Raw genomic sequence first — 16,773 nt, forward strand, 5'->3', positions numbered from 1 at the left:
CATGGAAAAAGATTCGGTGGGCAGCATTGAGGGGGCGGGGGCGAGCGAGCGCGATGCGAAGGGCGCGGCGTTGCGCCAAGCATGCCTGGACGCTGCGGATGGCGAGCAGCTCGTCTTCGTCAATGGGCACGACGACGCGATCCTCGGATTGGTCGAGGTGGACGGAGACGCGCGCGTGCTCTACGATCAATCTTCGATATTTCGCAAGCTCGCCCGGCGAGACGGGATGGATCGCGAGGGCGCCGAGGAGTTCTTCATCTACAACGTGGCGGGCGCCTTCATTGGCGCGCCGGGGCCGCTTTTCTTGAGCCGCATCAGGGTGCGGGTTGGGCGCTAGGCCTTCCGAACATGTCGGCAAGGACTCCGTGGCGTTGGCGGCTCAGTGGATTCATCGAGTCGGGCCGAGCCGGCAATGGAATCCACTTTTCGGCATGCTCCGCCATCCGCAGGAGATAGAATTCGGTGATCCACCGATTGCTCTCGTCGAGCTTGGCGGCGATGGCGAAGTGGGTTCCGGCCGTCAAGCTCGACCGAAGGCGCCAGCGTTTGCTGGCGCCTTCGCTTTGGCACCGCACTTCCGCGCTTCTCAGCGTGATGGCGTCGTTCACCTGAAGCATGTCGCGGCCTTCGATCGAGGCTAGAAGTGAACATGCGCCGTAGCCGCCTTGTGAGCGTTGTTGATCGCATTGGCAACCTGCAACGCGGCTATTTCTTCTTATTGAGCCGGTCGGAGGCGGCCTTGCGCCAATCGTCCAAGACGTTGATGTCTTGTTCGATCTCTGGCGGGAGTGGAATGGCGAGGTTTGCTTGGATCGCGCCGTCGTGCCCGGTGTAGTTGGAGCACTTGCCCATGTTCTTCGTGATGGTTTCCACGTCGCCTGGCTCTATCGTCACCTTGTTAAGCCTGTTCGTCTCCACGCCCTTGCGGAATCGCAGCACGACGCCATTGAACAACAGCTCTTCAACGGCGCGCTCCCAAGACATGCGAAGGTGAGCGTATATGTCGCGCGCCTCACGCTTGTATCCCTTATCATCGCCCGCCTTGCGCAGCTTCGTCGCTTCGACCAACATCACGCGCAAGATGCCCACTCTGTCCTTGGTTGACGCGCCCTCGAATGGCATGGACTCGTCTGCGACGCCATAGCCGGCGGGAGCTCTGCGTAGGCTCCTGCATGCAGGTTCCATTCCCAGAGCGCGGGCCTCATGCACCAATACGTTCAGGAAGAACAAATCATGAGTGAAGACGATGACTTGGCGCGAGAGCGATTCCTTCGCGATGCGCCGGGCGACGTATTCGCGTCGGGAATGGTCGAGCGAGGAGACTGGGTCGTCGAATACCATGCCACCCAGTCCTTTGCCCAAGCCGACTTCCGCCAAGAAGGAGGCGATCGCGATGGCTCGTTGCTCGCCTTCGCTGAGAATTTCGGTGGCATCGCGCTTGCCCAGCATTTCCAGGGCTAGCTTGTATTGAGTCTTGCCCTTGGCCGATGTGGGCTTCATCACCACTTTCAGTTCGTGGACGTTCAGGCTTTCTAATTCCGCATTGAGCGCGGCCACCACTTCCTTAGTCGCCATCGTGTCGGAAAGCTGCGTGGCCTTCTTGGAGATTGGCATGGTGCCACCGGCCGCTGTCACGCACGAATTAAGCTTGCCGGTAATGATATGCTTTTCAATTGCGAGCAGGACGCCAGCCTTCAACTCGGACAGGCGGCGGCAAGCGTCAAGCTCGTCGCGCTCCGCGATCATCTTCGCGCGTCCGGCCTCGTCCAGCGTCTCCTCCATGGCGACAGCCTCGGCGATGAGTTGGTCCTTCAAAAGAACGAGTGCGGGAGCAGGACTCCCGATCAACTGAACCAAGTTTGCCCAGTCGCCGGCAGGCTGGCAGGCGGTCAACATTGAAGAGCGCCGGTCAGTCAGCCATTTTTGTATGCCAACGCAGCTTTCGGCCAGCGCTTGATTCCGGGCGGCGATCTCATTTTTCAAGGTCTCGTCAATCAGCAGCTCCAAGTTGGCGAGCTTGATCGCCGAGATGAGGGCATCGGCGGCATCCTTCGCCGTTTTGGCCTCCTGCTCAGTTTTACGCTCGACGAACTCGTCGAACATGACGAGCCGCGCGGCCCCTTCCGCCCCGAGAGTGTTTTGACACAATGGGCACGAGGACTCGGGTCCAAGATGTGGAAACTCTTTCCCTGGATGCGACTCGGCGGCAAAAGACCGCGCCGCCTTGAACAGCTTTTTCCAAGCCTCTTCGCCCGTGCCTAGCAATTGGCCCGGCGTCTCCCTAAACGCCTTGCTTGCGAGCTCAGCCGCCTCCTTCGCCACGCTCGCGGTGTGGACCACCGCGACCAGCGCGGCGAGGTGCGCGTCGTCAAGCAGAGTAATGGCCTTGTCAATTCTGGTGGACAAGCCTTCAAATCGAGTGGCCTGGTTTCTGAGCGTCTGAGCTTTAAGTTTGGGGTCGGCTTCGCTAAGCGCGGCTACAATATTTGCGTGTTCAGCTTTCTTCTCCTCCGACCATGTCGCGAGGGCCTCTACATCAGCGGGCTTTGTCTTGGCGGAGAGGGCCGACAGCAAAGTTCCAACTTTGGTCTTGGTTTGGCTCAGTTCGGCGAACAGGGCCGAGTCGGGCGTATTCTGCCCCTGCTCCTTGGTAGCCATCGCCTTCAACGTCCCCAGGGCGTCCACCAATTTTTTGAGGATATCCAATCCATACGGCACGTAGGCAAAATCCCCGTGGTTGTCCAAGTAGGCGCGAGCGCAATGTGAATCGAAGATGGCGATGGACGACAACTCCGCTGGGGACACTTGCCCCGACTGCCATTGGACTTCGTGCTCTACGCCGTCCACGTGCAGTTCGAAGGTCGCTTGCGGAGGACCGGCCTTCCCAGGCTCCTCGTTGGCATTTGGTAGGATGTGCTCGCGCCGGTCGCGAGCGCGGCAAGCATGCTTGAAGACGCGGGAATATCCCGACTTGCCCGAGCCGTTCTCACCATAGATGACTGTGAGCCCCTTTGCTGAGATAGAGAGGCGCTGGTCGCTCGCCAATGCGTTCACGTTGTTCAGGTTTTTGATCGCCCCGATTTGGATGAGTTGCCCGACTGCAGGCTGGACTGCGACTTCGCCGGCCGCGAGCTTGCTAGCCACGCGGTTCTCCGGGTCGGCAATCTTATGGGCCACTTTGAGCAACGCATACATGTCGTCGTGATCTTGCTGCGTTAGCTCTCCTTGCGCGTATATCTTTGCGATGGCGTGCTGCTGCCAAGCAGGCAGCTCCTCGGACCACTTCTGAATCTCCTGCAGTATCGTTGTCATGTGCGCCTTGAACAGTGGAAATATGAGTTTGTCTTTTGGATAATGGTATTCCATTTCGACAACGTCGGGACACAAAGATGCAGGAGGCTGAAAACCGTGACGAAAATAGCTGCGCCTTCCAACCCTCTCCTATGAGCGCCATTGGGAAAGGGGTGGGGTTGGCGTGGTGGTAAAACTTTCACCAAGCAAGCCGTCACCAAATTGAAGGCCTCCGCCATGGTGAGGCAAGGAGGAGTCGCCATTGATGTTTTTTGGGACGAGTTGATGTTGTGACGCGAAAGCTGGCCGCCTCGCACGGGACGTTTCGCCGCCGCGCTGCTGGCCGACATGGATATTCCATCGCCACTCGCTTTGACTACGCTCCGGCTCTCCAACACTCCGCCCACGGCGCGCTCCATTGGTTGAAGATTCAGGATGCGCAAGACTGATTCGAAAAAATCAGCCAGGGCTTTGATATACAGAGCGCATTACTAGCTCATTATTCTCCCGCCATCTCAAGCTTCGAGCTTCGCGCGGCAAAGGCGCAAAAAGTTGTCATAGATTGGAACGAACTCGGAAGCCATCTTGTTGAGCTCCGCAGCATCCTCAACCACCGAGAGAGGGCGTGGTCCCGCGCTGCGTTGATGGTCGGCGTAGACAGAGATGAGGTCGCCGCCCCCCACCGGGACCGTTAGGCGCGATATTGCCGTTCCCATGGCAAATGCGGCGTCGTAGAAAGCTTTCAAGTGGGTCTGCAATTCCACATCGAGAAATTCGTGCTCAGGCTGATCCCATGTCGCAATGAAATTCATGAGTGGCCTTATCGCAACTTTAGGGAAGGAGCCCCCAAAGTCATGGTGTCGCAACAGGCGAATGGCGGGGTCGAAAGCCAGTTCTTCTTTGAATTTATTAAAGATCCTCTGATCGTGCGTCGGTCCCAGTTTCACGGCTTGCGTCAACGCTTGCGGGCGAAGTTGAGGGTAGTGTTGAAACAGCCGGGCCTCATCCAGGCAAAGGTCGCTCCAAATGTCGTTCCAAAAGAAGACATGGACAGGGAATAGCCCTTGGGCTCTTCGAGCGGCGGAGATGGCTCTGACCAATGCTTGAATATTCTTGTCGGTGTCCGCCGTCGTGGCGATATAGAGCTTGGAGAGCGACGGGCCGAACTCCTCCGCCTTTGCTATCTCTGACCGAATCGTGGCGTCGGACACGCCGCCCTCAGTGTTTTTGCATTGGATGCCCACCAATTTCCCATCTTGGTCTTCGCCAAACACGTCCACCCCGGACTGCGCTTGGCCTTGCCGTCCATGAAGAGTGAAATCCACACTGCGCCAACGGTTTTTTGCCGCCGCGCACACAATCTCTTCGAATTCTTCCCAGCTCTTGGGTTTAATGATGTTGGCGTTTGAATAGGTGGGCATTGATGATCCGTTTAAGTTGCCGCGCTGAAGCAATCACGCGCGGGATTTCGAGCCTCGGGAATGAGTGGCGCCCGGCCGTTTGAAATTTTCCAGAAGATGCTTTTTCAGTTCGAGGGCGGTCTTCAATGGCTTCATTCGGTGAAGCATGCTGTGGCAGTTGGAGCACACCAAATCGAAGTGCTCGACCCGAGCGTCTGTTGGGGCGGTGAAAGACGCCAACGGAATTCGATGATGGGCTTCGATGAAGCCGACGCCATCTTCTCCATAAACTTTCGCGAAGTCGAAGTTGCACGCATCGCATTCAAGCTTTCCAGTTTGCTCGAGGCGCCTAGCCTTCGCTAGGCGCACGACCGCGCGGTTGCGCTCGGTCCACATGTGCTCCTTGAGCTTCTTGGCGCCCTCAGGATAGCCGGTGCCGTCTCCGGTTTCTTCGGTCCCGCCCGCCGTGTCACCCAGCGTTTTGAGAGCCTCGGCATCATCCCATACCGACATCACCACGTCTCCTTGTGGGGGAACGTGGCCTCCGAGAAAACCCTTGATGCCCGCGTCTATGGTAGCGAGCTGATGAAAATGTTCGACCCGAAAGAGCGCTCTTCCGACCTTTGAATTTCTGTCGGGAGGCGCGGCCAGAACGCCGCAAAACAGCTCGCGGGGATAGCCGTCGTTTGAGCCAGCGCTTGGCAAAAGCAAAAAAATCGCATCGCCTTTCTCCACGCGCCCGTTCTTTAAGATCCAATGGCCGGACTGGCTCTCCGCCAGAAATTGCCGGTTGCGCTGGTCGTTTTCTGGACGGCCCGTCACCAGAAAAGCGCGGGGACAATCAACAAATCGCTCGTCGTTCCGATACATTTGAATGTTATTCGACGGTGCTGCCGCTTTGGCGTTTTTTTGATGGATCGGAAAGCCAAGGTTCACAAGAGCGGTGAGCCATTTGCCATGCTTTACGCCCGCGAAATCTTGCGGCGTCAAGATGCCTCCGCCGGCAAGCTCATTGGCCAAGGATGCGATGGCTTTTGGCGGATACAGCTCCCCATCAATCTCCACGACGTTGAGAATGCTCGCTCGAAAACCGCCTCGGCGTGGATTCTCGCGCCACGCCTTAGCGGCGTTGCGAACATGGGTCTTGTTGAAATTCGGTGTTTTGGTCGTTGCCACGGTGCTCCTTGTCGTTCAAATCGTGGGTTTGGGGAAAACGATGATTCTGTCGGCCGCGCTTATGGTCAGAGTGCTTGTAGCTCTGGATATCGCCACGTAAAACAATTTCGCGCTGGCGAGTCGCTCTCGCTGGAAATGCCCAGCGTTCGGAATCACTACGTGATCGAATTCGAGGCCTTTTAGCAAAAGAGGCGTGGACACGGTGCGAAGCGGCATGCGTCGGCCCGAATTGGCGACGCGCTGGCGGATGCTCCCGGCGGCCTCGGACATGCTCGCGGCCCGGCCTGCTTCGAGCTCCGCGATGGCCTTCTCGCCGTCGCGCCAAATCTCCCGTCGAAACAGCCGCCAACTTGGACGCTCCTTCGCCATCGCGAAAAGCCGGCGCGCGGCAGTGACTCCAAGATCGCCCCCGAGCTCCGCTGATATGGCTGTCATTTCCTGGCCCATCGCGATGTCGTCGGGATCATCGGGTTCGTCGTCGGCGAGCTGCTTGATGTGAAAGCAATCACCCATGATGTTGTTGACTGCTGCGAATCGTCCATGCATATCCGAAGACGCGTCCCAAGCGGTTGCGAATTCTTGGAGGCGGCCGGCCGCCATTTCCTCGATGGCTTGGAACCCGCCACGCGTCGCTTGGGCGAGGCGGTAGCAGATCGCCTTGTTGCAGTGGATGGCGGCTTGCGTTCCTTCTCGGTCATCTATGCCGTCGAAAAACGTTCCCATGTCGAAGGCGTCGTCGGATTGTCGATACGCAATCGGGCCATCCGCCAAATCGATGGGCTCGCCGGCCATGAGCTTTTGTCGAGTCTGGGCGATCCAAACGCCCAGCTCGGGATTCTTGCCAGCCCATCGATGCGGTGTTTCCAAAGTCCCTGCAAGCGGGAAATGGTTGTGTATTCCTCCCTCCCAGCTCAACGTGGCGCCAGCGAATTCAAAGATGCCTTGCATAGGGTCTCCAAACACGACGGTCGGCACAATCGCAGATATCGCGATTGCCAATTGGTGCTGGCCGCCGTTGCAATCTTGATATTCGTCGATGAGGACGCGATCGTAGGACGATGCTATGACATCCCTCACAGCGGAGATGCCCAGCGCGAGGATGGCCCCGCGATAGAGCTGCTCCCATTCGGAGTTGGATCTTGGCATGCCCTCGCAAGGCTTGGCGATACCGGGGAAGGCGTGCGTGTAGCGCATGCACCAGCCGGCGATGGTGTCCACGGCGACCGCATGCTGCGGGATGCCGAGACGCTTGATGCGGGAGCGGATGGCGTGGACGCCAGCATGCGTGTGGGTGAGAACAAGCGCGCGCCGGCCCAGCGCGGCGACATTGGCGATCACCTCGGTTTTTCCGTGGCCGGCCGGCGCCACCACGGCTGCGTTGCCTAGTCGGAAGATATCCAGCGCGTCAGGCATAAGCCCATTCCTCTAGACCCAGCAGGGCGATAGCCAGCGGCGTCTGAGGATCTTCCTCAATGATGTTCCAAACGATATCGCCGATCTGCCTTCCGTAGCGCTGCTCCTTGAACCATTTTTTATTTTTCGCGACATTGCCGACAATCGTTTTAGCCTCGGCTGCCGTTAGCTCGCAGTGATGCCCCCAATTCTGGAAATCTTCTTTGACGGTTGCCTGACTGAGGCCGGAGATATGCGGGAACAGGGCGTCGTTCACTTGCTCGTATCCATGATTGTCTCGCGCGACGTCAAGAAGCTCTTGGACCCTTGGATTGCGAGCCGCTGAGAATATCGCTTGCTCGGTGTTGAGCATGCTGCCGTATTCAAAGACGGCTACGCGAGCCGCTGAGAGCGATGCGGTGGTGGGCGGCGGCAACGGCACATCCGAATCCATGAACAGTGCGGTTGGGTAGCCCAGTGCGGCCAAGGCCAGCGCCAGCGCAGGGGCCTGCGCGCCGTTCCCGTCTGCCAAGGCCACGCCCATTTGCTCGATGGGCTTTCCGTGGTGCCTACTAGGCCATTGCTCCCTAACTCCAAGCAGCAAACCCACTTCGGTCATGCCCTCGCACACCAAGATCCGCTTTGCGAAGAACGCGCGTGGAGTGAAGCGCATCAGAGCTGCGACGGGGATTGGCGCCTCGGTCTTTCTCGCACTGGTAACGCGGTCCGGCCGGGATGTTTTGATCACGTGTAGCGATTGAGCGCCGCATTCCGCCAGGGCGATGTCGGAGTGCGTGGTCAACAGCACTTGCCCCACCGGAGTGTTCGCGGCGGAGGCCGCATTTTGGTTTGCCTTGAGTTGGGAGATGGCGCCGATGATTCGGTGGGGCTCCAAGCCATGCTCGATCTCATCGACGAGAATGATTGCGCCCTCCGATATCGCTGACCTCTGAATGGCCAGAGTCGCGAGGCGGCGTGTGCCCAAACCTGCAAGCCTCAGCGGCACTCCATCGTCGTGAAGCGCGATGGACCCCGAGGACAGGCCGGAGCGGCCGAGCTCAAGTCCCGGCTCATAATGCCCCTCGACATATGCGCCCAGTCCCATGGCGAAGCCTTCCGCCGCCGTGGCGGTCCTCGCGAGGGATTCAATCTGGCCGAGCTTGGCGCTGTCGCGCGCGGCTCGATATGCCTCCGCCAACCGCGTGGCGGCCTCCTTGTTGTCTCCTGTCAGGCGAGAGAGAACTGAGCCTTGGCCCCAAGCGAGATGGCGAGCATCGTCGCCAGCGAGCCGCACTAGCCCGAACAGCGCGCGGTCTCGATTGGAGATCGTCCGTGGCGTCTCGACCCTGTCGCAAACCATTTCCCACACGGGCTCCAAGGTGGCGTCTACGGTCAGGCGGACAGTCAGCACTGGCTCGTCATCGCCCTCGGGCTCGTCCCGCAGCTCGCCGGCCGCAGTCCAACCCCGGATATAAAGTCCGAATCGCTCATCAGATTTTAAAGCCCTTGACAACTCGCCCACGGTGGCTTCGATTTCGATAGTGTTGCCTGTATCACACGCTAGGAAGTCAGACTCCGAAAACGAGAACCACCGGGAGTTCAGCACAGCTTCTGCCGCGTCCAAGATCGTTGACTTGCCGGAGTCGCCCGCGCCTATCAGACAGCAAAAGGCATCCTGAAGTGACCAAGTCATGGAAGAAATGCCGCGAAAGTTTTGTATTTTCAGCTGTCTGATCTGCATGGAAATTTTTTATGGATGGTTTCGACATTTATTTGTAAATAATAGTAGTTTATATTGGTGACGATGGGCAAGAATCGTTTTCTCGCCTCCACTTTTGAAAGTTAACCATGCGTCACGTGCCCAATTACGGCGACACTCGCACTCTTGCTTATTGCGCATTCTGTGGAGGCCGGACCGGCACCAAGGACCACTGCCCATCTAAGGTGTTTCTTGATGAACCGCTGCCGACCAATTTGTTCGTGGTCTCGGCGTGTTTTGAATGCAATAATGGATTTTCGGCGGATGAGGAATATCTGGCCTGCCTAATTGCGTGCGTTATGGCTGGCTCAACGGATCCAGCAATCTTGGATCGCGAAAAGATCCAACGAATCTTATCCGGCAAACCCGCGCTGAAAGCTCGCATAGAACAATGCAAATCCATGCATGATGGACGTGCGACCTTCATGCCTGAATGGGATCGCGCTCGAAATGTCCTAATCAAACTCGCAAAGGGGCATGCGCTGTATGAACTTCACGAGTTGTGCGCTGAGGAGCCGGACCACGTCGGCGTGCTGCCGTTGACTTTGATGTCCGATACGCAGCGCGATGAGTTCGAGAACCCTGACGCCTCGTGCGCGTGGCCTGAAGTGGGCAGCCGCGCGATGCAGCGTTTGGTCGAAGGAACGGACATGTCGCCTAGCGGCTGGATCGTCGTCCAAGAAGGCCGTTATCGCTACAATGCCTCGCTCGTCGAGGGACGCGACATCCGCATTGTCATCAATGAATATTTAGCGGCCCACATATGCTGGGACTGACCATGCTACACACTGGCGCATCCTCACGCTAAGCCACAGTGGCACCCAACCGCGTTATCCAACACATCACATTTTTTATCAATTCAGTCTAAATAGGATCACGCATGTCCCTCGCCATCACCAAGGCCAATTTTGAAGAACTGATCGACGACCACGACAACGGCGTCATTGCACTGTCAGGAAAATGGGGAACAGGGAAAAGTCACATGTGGAGGCAGGTGCAAAAAGACTCGACCAACGACGCCGTCAGGAAAGCTCTCTACGTGTCGTTGTTTGGGATTAAAGACATCATGCAATTGAAGCTGCGGATCGTGCAAAGCGCCATCCCCGACTCGAAGACAGGGCGCGCAGCGCGCGAGGTGGTGACCACAGCCGTGCGCCAAGTGATCAGTTTCGCAAAGGGGTTTAATCCTGCTTTCAGCGCGCTCGACGAGCTCGCAGTGCTAGCCGTGCCAGCGATTCTTCGCAATCGAGTGATCGTCATTGATGACATCGAGCGCAAACACAATGATCTCAACATCGAAGAGGTGATGGGCTTCATCGACGAATTCACTCAAGTTTATGGTGCTCGCATTCTGCTGATCCTGAACTCCGATAAGCTCAAAGACAAGGAAGTGTGGGATAAGCTGCGCGAAAAGGTGATCGATCAAGAAATAACGTTGAGCACGACCCCGAAAGAAGCTTTTGAAATCGCCCTTGCAGGAAAGCGATTCCTATATGCGGCCCAAGTCATGGAGGCTGTGGAGATATGTAAGATTTCAAACATCCGAATTATGCAGAAGATTATTCGAACAGTGAATAAGCTGCTGGATGGACGAGACAATTTGAGTGAAGACGTGCTTTCCCGGATTATCCCCTCAACAGTCCTGCTCTCCGCCATGCACCATCGCGGTTTGGACGAGGGACCGACATTGGATTTTGTGATTGGATTTAATTCTTCCAGGTTTCACATGGAAGCGGAAATGAGGAGGCCGGGGAGCATCTTCGCCGATGTTCCTGAGCCTCCAAAAGAGGAGAAAAATTGGGGAGCTCTGTTGGATGAATTGAAGATCAATAATTGCGATGACTACGAGCGCGTGTTGATCGACTACTTGGGATCAGGACTGTTGGATTCGGGTAGGGTGGATGCTGTATTGGATCGCTACGTGGCGGAAAAGAACATGATGGAGATCCGTGAGCGCTGTGTCCGATTCTTCGAGTTGGTTCATTGGCATCCGCTGGTAACTGATGCGGAACTCTTGGAGCTTGGGGCCGAGCTTGCCGAGGGTGCCGATCTTTTAGATGCATACGCGGCCACCGCGCTCAACGAAAGGTTGGCGGAGGTTCCTGGCGGCGCGGCTGTTGGGGAGAAAGTCATCACACGCTGGCTTGAAGGTTTCAAGAACAAAGAGCCAGCGCCAGAACGACCTGACAATCATGACAACAAGCGATTGAATCCAAAAATAGACCTGGCGTTCACGGAGGCCGAAAGGCGTCTGAAACCTATACCATCACTTTTGGATGCGTGTCTCCGCATCGGAGGCAACAGCAATTGGGACAGCACAAGCAGCCAAGCCATGCGCAACGCCACCGTCGCCTCATTTGAGGAAACAATTAAGACATCGTCCGGGGCAAGCTTGCGCGATTTCTTGCGGGCAAACGTTGCGCTCTATCCCCAACGCGAACGACACATGACAGATTTCGCTGATGCCTTGGAGCATTTCGCCACAGCTTGCAGATCCCTCTGTCGCGCAAATTCCATTCCACGCTTGAGCTTGGCCATTCGCAAAGTGTTCCGAGATTCCGGGCTTGAGTCTGTCCTTGAGGAGCCATGCGCGGAAAACCTTGATACATCAGCGGCGCCACCGGCAGCATCAGGCTCTGTTGGTGCGCGCTAATCGACAAACGTGCTCTTTTTGTTGTTCGTGTTTCTGGCGGTGGCTTTGTCATCAGTCTTTTTAGCTTCCCAATTATTCCGATCCGCCAAAAAGCTGGCGAACCGGCCGTTGTATCGCAAGGCCTGCACGTCTATAGGCCATCTCAGCTTGTCCACGATGTGTTTGAGGTCGGGAAGGTCACGGACATATCCCCAATGGACTGAGTGGCCGCCGCCATCGTCGTGCCCTACGATCTTCATGACCTTGGCGGTGTTCGAGTCGTTGTTGTGCATCTGGGTGATGACGTTGACGCGGAACGAATGGAAGCTTGTTTGCGGCGCCTTAATTCGCTGAGCGCGCTGATAGGCCAGCATCCGCGCCGAAAGCTCCTTGGAGTAGCTGTGGTTGATGAGCGCGCGGTGCGGGAACAGCCGATCGGCGCCGGCTGCACGGCACTCCTCGATGTAGTCCAAGAAGCCCAGCTCGATCAGCGCATCCGAGATCGGGACGTTGCGGATGCCTCCTGGCGTTTTGCTTTTGTAGACATGGATGTAGTGCAAACCGCTGCCAGGAGCTTTATGGACATCGACGCAACGGATTTGCGTGGCTTCGCCGATCCGCATGCCGGTGTGGATGCCCAGCAGCGGCCCCCAAAACAAGTCTGGCGCGTCCATCGCGGCGAGATATGCCTCGGGCTCGAACAGGATCGAGAGCGCCTCCGCCGTGAATGGCTGATACGGGTTCGTAGTCTTCTTGCGCGACTTCTTGGTCTGAATGAACATTCCTTCGACCGGATTCGTTTCGAGTGCTGTGTGGAGGCCGTGGCCGATCATGTATTTGAAAAAGTCATGCAGGCTGTTGAGCTTGTTGTCGATGGTCTTCGGCGTCTGCGGGATTGCAAGCAGCGCGTTCTTGTATTCCACCAGCGTTTGCTTGCCGATGGCATTGACCTCGATGTCCGTGCTGACGTGGCGGCCGGCGGCTTTGTTTTCTTCCAATTCGCGCAGCGCCCGCTTCCTGTTGAACTCAACCTTCTCATGCTCGGCGAGCCAGCGCTCGACCGACTCGATCCGGGGGAACGAGAGGGCCAAGAAATCCTTGATGTGGTAGGCCTTGGCGTCCACGGTCCTCTCACCGTTCTTGCCCGAGCAGTTCGCGAGCCACTTGTCCACTGCCGAGGCGATCGGCTCGGATTTGGCGCGCAGCGCGGCCACCGAACGCGTCGGGCGGTCTTCGGGATCGATCATGCCGATCCGGTCGATGTGGGCCATCATCTCCATCGCCCGCGCATGGTCGTCGGCCGAGCCGTCGGTGCGGATGGTGGTCCCGTTTTTCAACTCGATCTCGTAGCGGCGCATGGCGGCCAAATCGAAGTTGAAGTCCGAAAGATTGGGCGCGCCCATGTCCCGCCTCCGCTCAAAGTCAAGGTTGAGTTGCAAAGCGAGAATGTTAGCAGTTCTAGAACACTTGGTGCGGAGGCTGATCCGCTTTTCTTTTCCGGCGGATTTGACGCGGAAGTAATAGACGCCGCATCGGTTGCGGTAGAGGCGTGGGGCTTTGATTTGCACAGGTGGCTCACTAAGTGGCGCACCCGGAAAAGCGAAAGCCGCTGATTCCTTTTGAAGAATCAACGGCTTGCTGTGTTCTGGTTGCGGGGACAGGATTTGAACCTGTGACCTTCGGGTTATGAGCCCGACGAGCTGCCAGACTGCTCCACCCCGCGTCTGTATGGATGTATTATAGGGCAGTTCGCGGGATTAGGCAATCTTAATCCTGAAATGATTGCCGATAGGCCGAATAAATCCGCAGCCTGCCTGTGAACGACCATGCCTGTGCGCCGCAATCGGTGTAAAGTAGGTAAATGAGCAAACAATTCCGACCAGGCAGTTACCCCCTATGAAATATTGTTCCGAATGCGCCGCTGCCGTCACTTTGACGGTCCCGGCCGGCGACAACCGTCCGCGCTACGTCTGCACCAACTGCGGCACGATCCACTATCAGAATCCGAAAATGGTGCTGGGCTCGATTCCCGTGTGGGAACGCGACGGCGAACTCAAGGTACTGCTGTGCAAGCGCGCAATCGAACCGCGCCATGGCTACTGGACCCTGCCCGCCGGCTTCATGGAAAACGGCGAAACCACGGCCGAGGCGGCACTCCGCGAAACCGAGGAAGAAGCCGGCGCCAACATCACCCTCGGCAAACTGTTTTCGCTGTTGAACGTGGTGCGCGTGCAGCAGGTGCACATGTTTTACCTGGCCACCCTGCTCGACCTCGATTTTGCGCCCGGCATCGAAAGCCTCGACGTGCAGTTGTTCAGCGAGGCGGAGATTCCGTGGGACGACCTGGCCTTTCCCACCATCCGCGCCACGCTCGAACTATTCTTTGCCGACCGCGCGCGCATGCGCGAAGCCGGCGGCAACGCGGAGTATGGCTTCCACGAACACGATATCCACCGGGCCATGCGCTCGGACGATGCCACGTGATCCCCTGGCTGGAACGCGATACGCCCTTTCCCGATGTCTCGACCGCGCTCACGCGCGAAGCGCCGGGGCTGCTGGCAGCTGGCGCCGACCTGTCGCCGCAGCGCCTGCTGATGGCTTACCGGCATGGCATCTTCCCGTGGTTTTCAGAAGGCCAGCCCATCCTGTGGTGGAGCACCGATCCGCGCATGGTCTTGATGACGGACCAGTTTCGCATCAGTGACAGCTTGCGCAAGACCTTGCGCAAAGTGGAGCGTGAACGCACCAAGCCGGACGGCGGGCGCTGGCAGGTGCGCTTCGACAGTGCATTCGAGGATGTGATGCGCGCCTGTGCGGCGCCGCGCCGCGACGGCCCCGGTACCTGGATTTCGGATGACATCATCGCCGGCTACACGGGCCTGCACAGCATGGGCTATGCCCATTCTGCAGAGGTGTGGCTCGATGGCGCGCTGGTGGGTGGCGCATATGGCGTGTCGATCGGCCGGATGTTCTACGGCGAATCGATGTTTGCGCGCGTCACCGACGGCTCGAAGATTGCCCTGGCCTACCTGGTGCGATTTTTGCGTGAACAAGGGGTCCAGATGATAGATTGCCAACAGGAAACCAGCCACCTGGCCTCGCTGGGCGCCATACCGGTTACGCGCGCGCGATTTTTAAGTCATCTCCGCAACACTATTGAATTGCCTCAAATCATGAAGTGGGAACCAATTGCTCCCTGGTCGCAAGAACGTTAAGCTGGAGGCACAACCGGCGACACGGTTTCTCGATAAACGCTATTATTGGTCAAAAGAACAACCGCCCCGCCGTACGACAGTACAGGCCCCGAACTAGGACCGGCATGACGCACCTGAACGAACTGCCTTTTGCGACGCTGCAGTTTTACACCACCGCGCCCTACCCGTGCTCGTATCTCGACGGACGACAGGCGCGCTCGCAAGTTGCCACGCCGTCGCACCTGATCAATGCCGACGTGTATTCGGAACTGGTCAAGAACGGCTTCCGGCGCAGCGGCATCTTTACTTACCGTCCCTACTGCGACGGCTGCCAGGCCTGCATCCCGGTGCGGGTGGTGGTCGATCAATTCCTGCCCAGCCGCGGCCAGCGCCGCGCCTGGGCGCGCCATGGCGATCTGATCCCGGGCGTGGCCACGCTGTCGTTTTCGGACGAACACTACGATTTGTACCTGCGCTACCAGAGCAAGCGCCACGCCGGCGGTGGCATGGACCAGGACAGCCGCGACCAGTACGCCCAGTTCCTGCTGCAAAGCCGGGTCAACACGCGCCTGGTGGAGTTCCGTGAGCCGGGTGGCATGCTGCGCATGGTCAGCATCATCGACGTACTGTCCGACGGCCTGTCGTCGGTGTACACGTTTTTTGATCCCGACGTGGAAGGCGCTTCGTACGGCACCTTCAATATCCTGTGGCAAATCTCGCAGGCGCGCGAATTGAAGCTGCCACACGTGTATCTCGGCTACTGGATCGCGGAAAGCCAGAAGATGTCCTATAAAACCAACTTCAAACCGCTGGAAGCGCGCATCAAAGGCGTGTGGAGTGTACTGGGCGACTGATAAAATACGGGCGAACAACATCCAGAGCGCCCTCATGTCCCAAAACTTCCTGTACTCCCTGGCCCGTCCGCTGCTGTTCTCGATGGACGCCGAGCAAGCCCACCACACCACCCTGCCCGCCCTCAAGCGCGCCGCCGCCCTCGGTCTGACCAGGCTGGTGAAACAACCGGCAGCCGACCCGCGCACGGTGATGGGCATCACGTTCAAGAACCCGGTGGGCCTGGCGGCCGGCCTCGACAAGGATGGCGCTTACATCGACGCACTGGCCGACCTCGGTTTCGGCTCGATCGAAGTGGGCACCGTCACCCCGCGCGCGCAAGCCGGCAATCCCAAGCCGCGCATGTTCCGCCTGCCCGAAGCGCACGGCATCATCAACCGCATGGGTTTTAATAACGGCGGCGTCGACGCCTTCGTGGACAATGTGCAGTCCTCGCGCTTTTACCAGGACAAGGCCGGCGTACTGGGCCTGAACATCGGCAAGAACGCCGACACCCCGATCGAACGCGCCACCGACGACTACCTGCACTGCCTGGAAAAAGTCTATCCGTACGCCAGCTATGTCACCGTCAACATCTCGTCGCCCAATACCAAGAACCTGCGCCAGTTGCAAGGCGGCTCCGAGCTCGACGGCCTGTTGGGCACCTTGAAACAGGCCCAGCTGCGCCTGGCCGACCAGCACAAGCGCTACGTGCCGCTGGCCCTGAAAATCGCCCCGGACATGGATGGCGACCAGGTCAGGAACATTGCCGATGCGCTCGTACGCCACAAGATCGACGGCGTCATCGCCACCAACACCACGCTGAGCCGCGACGCGGTGACCGGCATGCGCCATGGCGCCGAAGCGGGTGGCCTGTCGGGCGCGCCGGTGTTCGCGCTGTCGAACACCGTCATCAAGCTGCTCAAGGCGGAACTGGGCGACGCGCTGCCGATCATCGGCGTGGGCGGTATCATGCGCGGGGCGGACGCGAAAGTAAAAATGGACTGCGGCGCGCAACTGGTGCAGCTCTACAGCGGCTTGATTTACGCGGGCCCGGCCCTGGTGCGCGACTGCGCCGACGCCGTGCGCGGCAAATAA

Annotated in this window: 14 protein-coding genes and 1 tRNA gene; 7 read left to right on the forward strand and 8 right to left on the reverse strand. The window is 58.3% G+C overall.

Translation table 11 applies throughout. The features are described from left to right. Window position 1 precedes the first annotated feature (1 nt). A complete protein-coding gene (locus tag DUPY_RS16310; protein ID WP_070249457.1) occupies window positions 2-337 on the forward strand; it encodes a hypothetical protein in 336 nt (111 codons plus the stop codon). Here the strand turns inward: DUPY_RS16310 and DUPY_RS16315 are convergent. The 6 genes from DUPY_RS16315 to DUPY_RS16340 form a co-directional block, all read right to left on the reverse strand. Then, window positions 315-617 (reverse strand): hypothetical protein, encoded by a 303-nt coding sequence (locus tag DUPY_RS16315; protein ID WP_070249458.1) that lies wholly within the window; start codon window positions 615-617, stop codon window positions 315-317. The two genes, DUPY_RS16310 and DUPY_RS16315, sit on opposite strands and share 23 nt — an antisense overlap. An 88-nt stretch (window positions 618-705) precedes the next feature. Beyond that, window positions 706-3,366, reverse strand: coding sequence for an AAA family ATPase (locus DUPY_RS16320; protein ID WP_084640747.1), 2,661 nt, complete (start codon window positions 3,364-3,366; stop codon window positions 706-708). 440 nt (window positions 3,367-3,806) lie between these two features. Further along, entirely contained in the window at window positions 3,807-4,712 is a 906-nt protein-coding gene (locus DUPY_RS16325) for a hypothetical protein (protein ID WP_070249459.1), read from the reverse strand. Between the two features lie 33 nt (window positions 4,713-4,745). Continuing rightward, complete coding sequence (locus DUPY_RS16330) at window positions 4,746-5,867, reverse strand: HNH endonuclease (protein WP_141749576.1); 1,122 nt, start codon at window positions 5,865-5,867, stop codon at window positions 4,746-4,748. A 15-nt stretch (window positions 5,868-5,882) separates the two neighbouring features. Beyond that, window positions 5,883-7,280 carry a UvrD-helicase domain-containing protein gene (locus DUPY_RS16335; protein ID WP_070249461.1) on the reverse strand — a complete coding sequence of 466 codons (1,398 nt, stop codon included), beginning with the start codon at window positions 7,278-7,280 and terminating at the stop codon, window positions 5,883-5,885. Beyond that, complete coding sequence (locus DUPY_RS16340; RefSeq protein ID WP_070249462.1) at window positions 7,273-9,000, reverse strand: ATP-dependent nuclease; 1,728 nt, start codon at window positions 8,998-9,000, stop codon at window positions 7,273-7,275. The genes DUPY_RS16335 and DUPY_RS16340 overlap by 8 nt, the downstream gene beginning before the upstream one ends. Window positions 9,001-9,107: 107 nt before the next feature. Here DUPY_RS16340 and DUPY_RS16345 point away from each other — a divergent pair, with 107 nt between their 5' ends. Beyond that, window positions 9,108-9,794, forward strand: coding sequence for a hypothetical protein (locus tag DUPY_RS16345; protein ID WP_208600057.1), 687 nt, complete (start codon window positions 9,108-9,110; stop codon window positions 9,792-9,794). Window positions 9,795-9,898: 104 nt separating this feature from the next. Next, window positions 9,899-11,671, forward strand: coding sequence for a P-loop NTPase fold protein (locus DUPY_RS16350; protein WP_070249463.1), 1,773 nt, complete (start codon window positions 9,899-9,901; stop codon window positions 11,669-11,671). Here DUPY_RS16350 and DUPY_RS16355 read toward each other — a convergent pair. Together DUPY_RS16355 and DUPY_RS16360 are read right to left on the reverse strand one after the other, a co-directional pair. Beyond that, window positions 11,668-13,218 carry a site-specific integrase gene (locus tag DUPY_RS16355; protein ID WP_141749577.1) on the reverse strand — a complete coding sequence of 517 codons (1,551 nt, stop codon included), beginning with the start codon at window positions 13,216-13,218 and terminating at the stop codon, window positions 11,668-11,670. The genes DUPY_RS16350 and DUPY_RS16355 overlap by 4 nt on opposite strands. Before the next feature lie 78 nt (window positions 13,219-13,296). After that, window positions 13,297-13,373, reverse strand: a tRNA-Met gene (locus tag DUPY_RS16360). 173 nt (window positions 13,374-13,546) lie between these two features. On the opposite strand from DUPY_RS16360, the gene DUPY_RS16365 reads away from it, so the two are divergent. From DUPY_RS16365 to DUPY_RS16380, 4 genes are all read left to right on the forward strand, one after another. Beyond that, a complete protein-coding gene (locus DUPY_RS16365; protein ID WP_070249465.1) occupies window positions 13,547-14,134 on the forward strand; it encodes an NUDIX hydrolase in 588 nt (195 codons plus the stop codon). Further along, window positions 14,131-14,865 carry a leucyl/phenylalanyl-tRNA--protein transferase gene (aat, locus tag DUPY_RS16370; RefSeq protein WP_070249466.1) on the forward strand — a complete coding sequence of 245 codons (735 nt, stop codon included), beginning with the start codon at window positions 14,131-14,133 and terminating at the stop codon, window positions 14,863-14,865. The genes DUPY_RS16365 and aat overlap by 4 nt, the downstream gene beginning before the upstream one ends. 104 nt (window positions 14,866-14,969) lie before the next feature. After that, window positions 14,970-15,698 carry an arginyltransferase gene (locus tag DUPY_RS16375; protein ID WP_070249467.1) on the forward strand — a complete coding sequence of 243 codons (729 nt, stop codon included), beginning with the start codon at window positions 14,970-14,972 and terminating at the stop codon, window positions 15,696-15,698. Between the two features lie 34 nt (window positions 15,699-15,732). Beyond that, on the forward strand, window positions 15,733-16,773 hold the full coding sequence (locus DUPY_RS16380) for a quinone-dependent dihydroorotate dehydrogenase (protein WP_070249468.1): 1,041 nt from the start codon (window positions 15,733-15,735) through the stop codon (window positions 16,771-16,773).

Source organism: Duganella phyllosphaerae (assembly GCF_001758785.1).
GTDB lineage: Bacteria > Pseudomonadota > Gammaproteobacteria > Burkholderiales > Burkholderiaceae_D > Rugamonas > Rugamonas phyllosphaerae.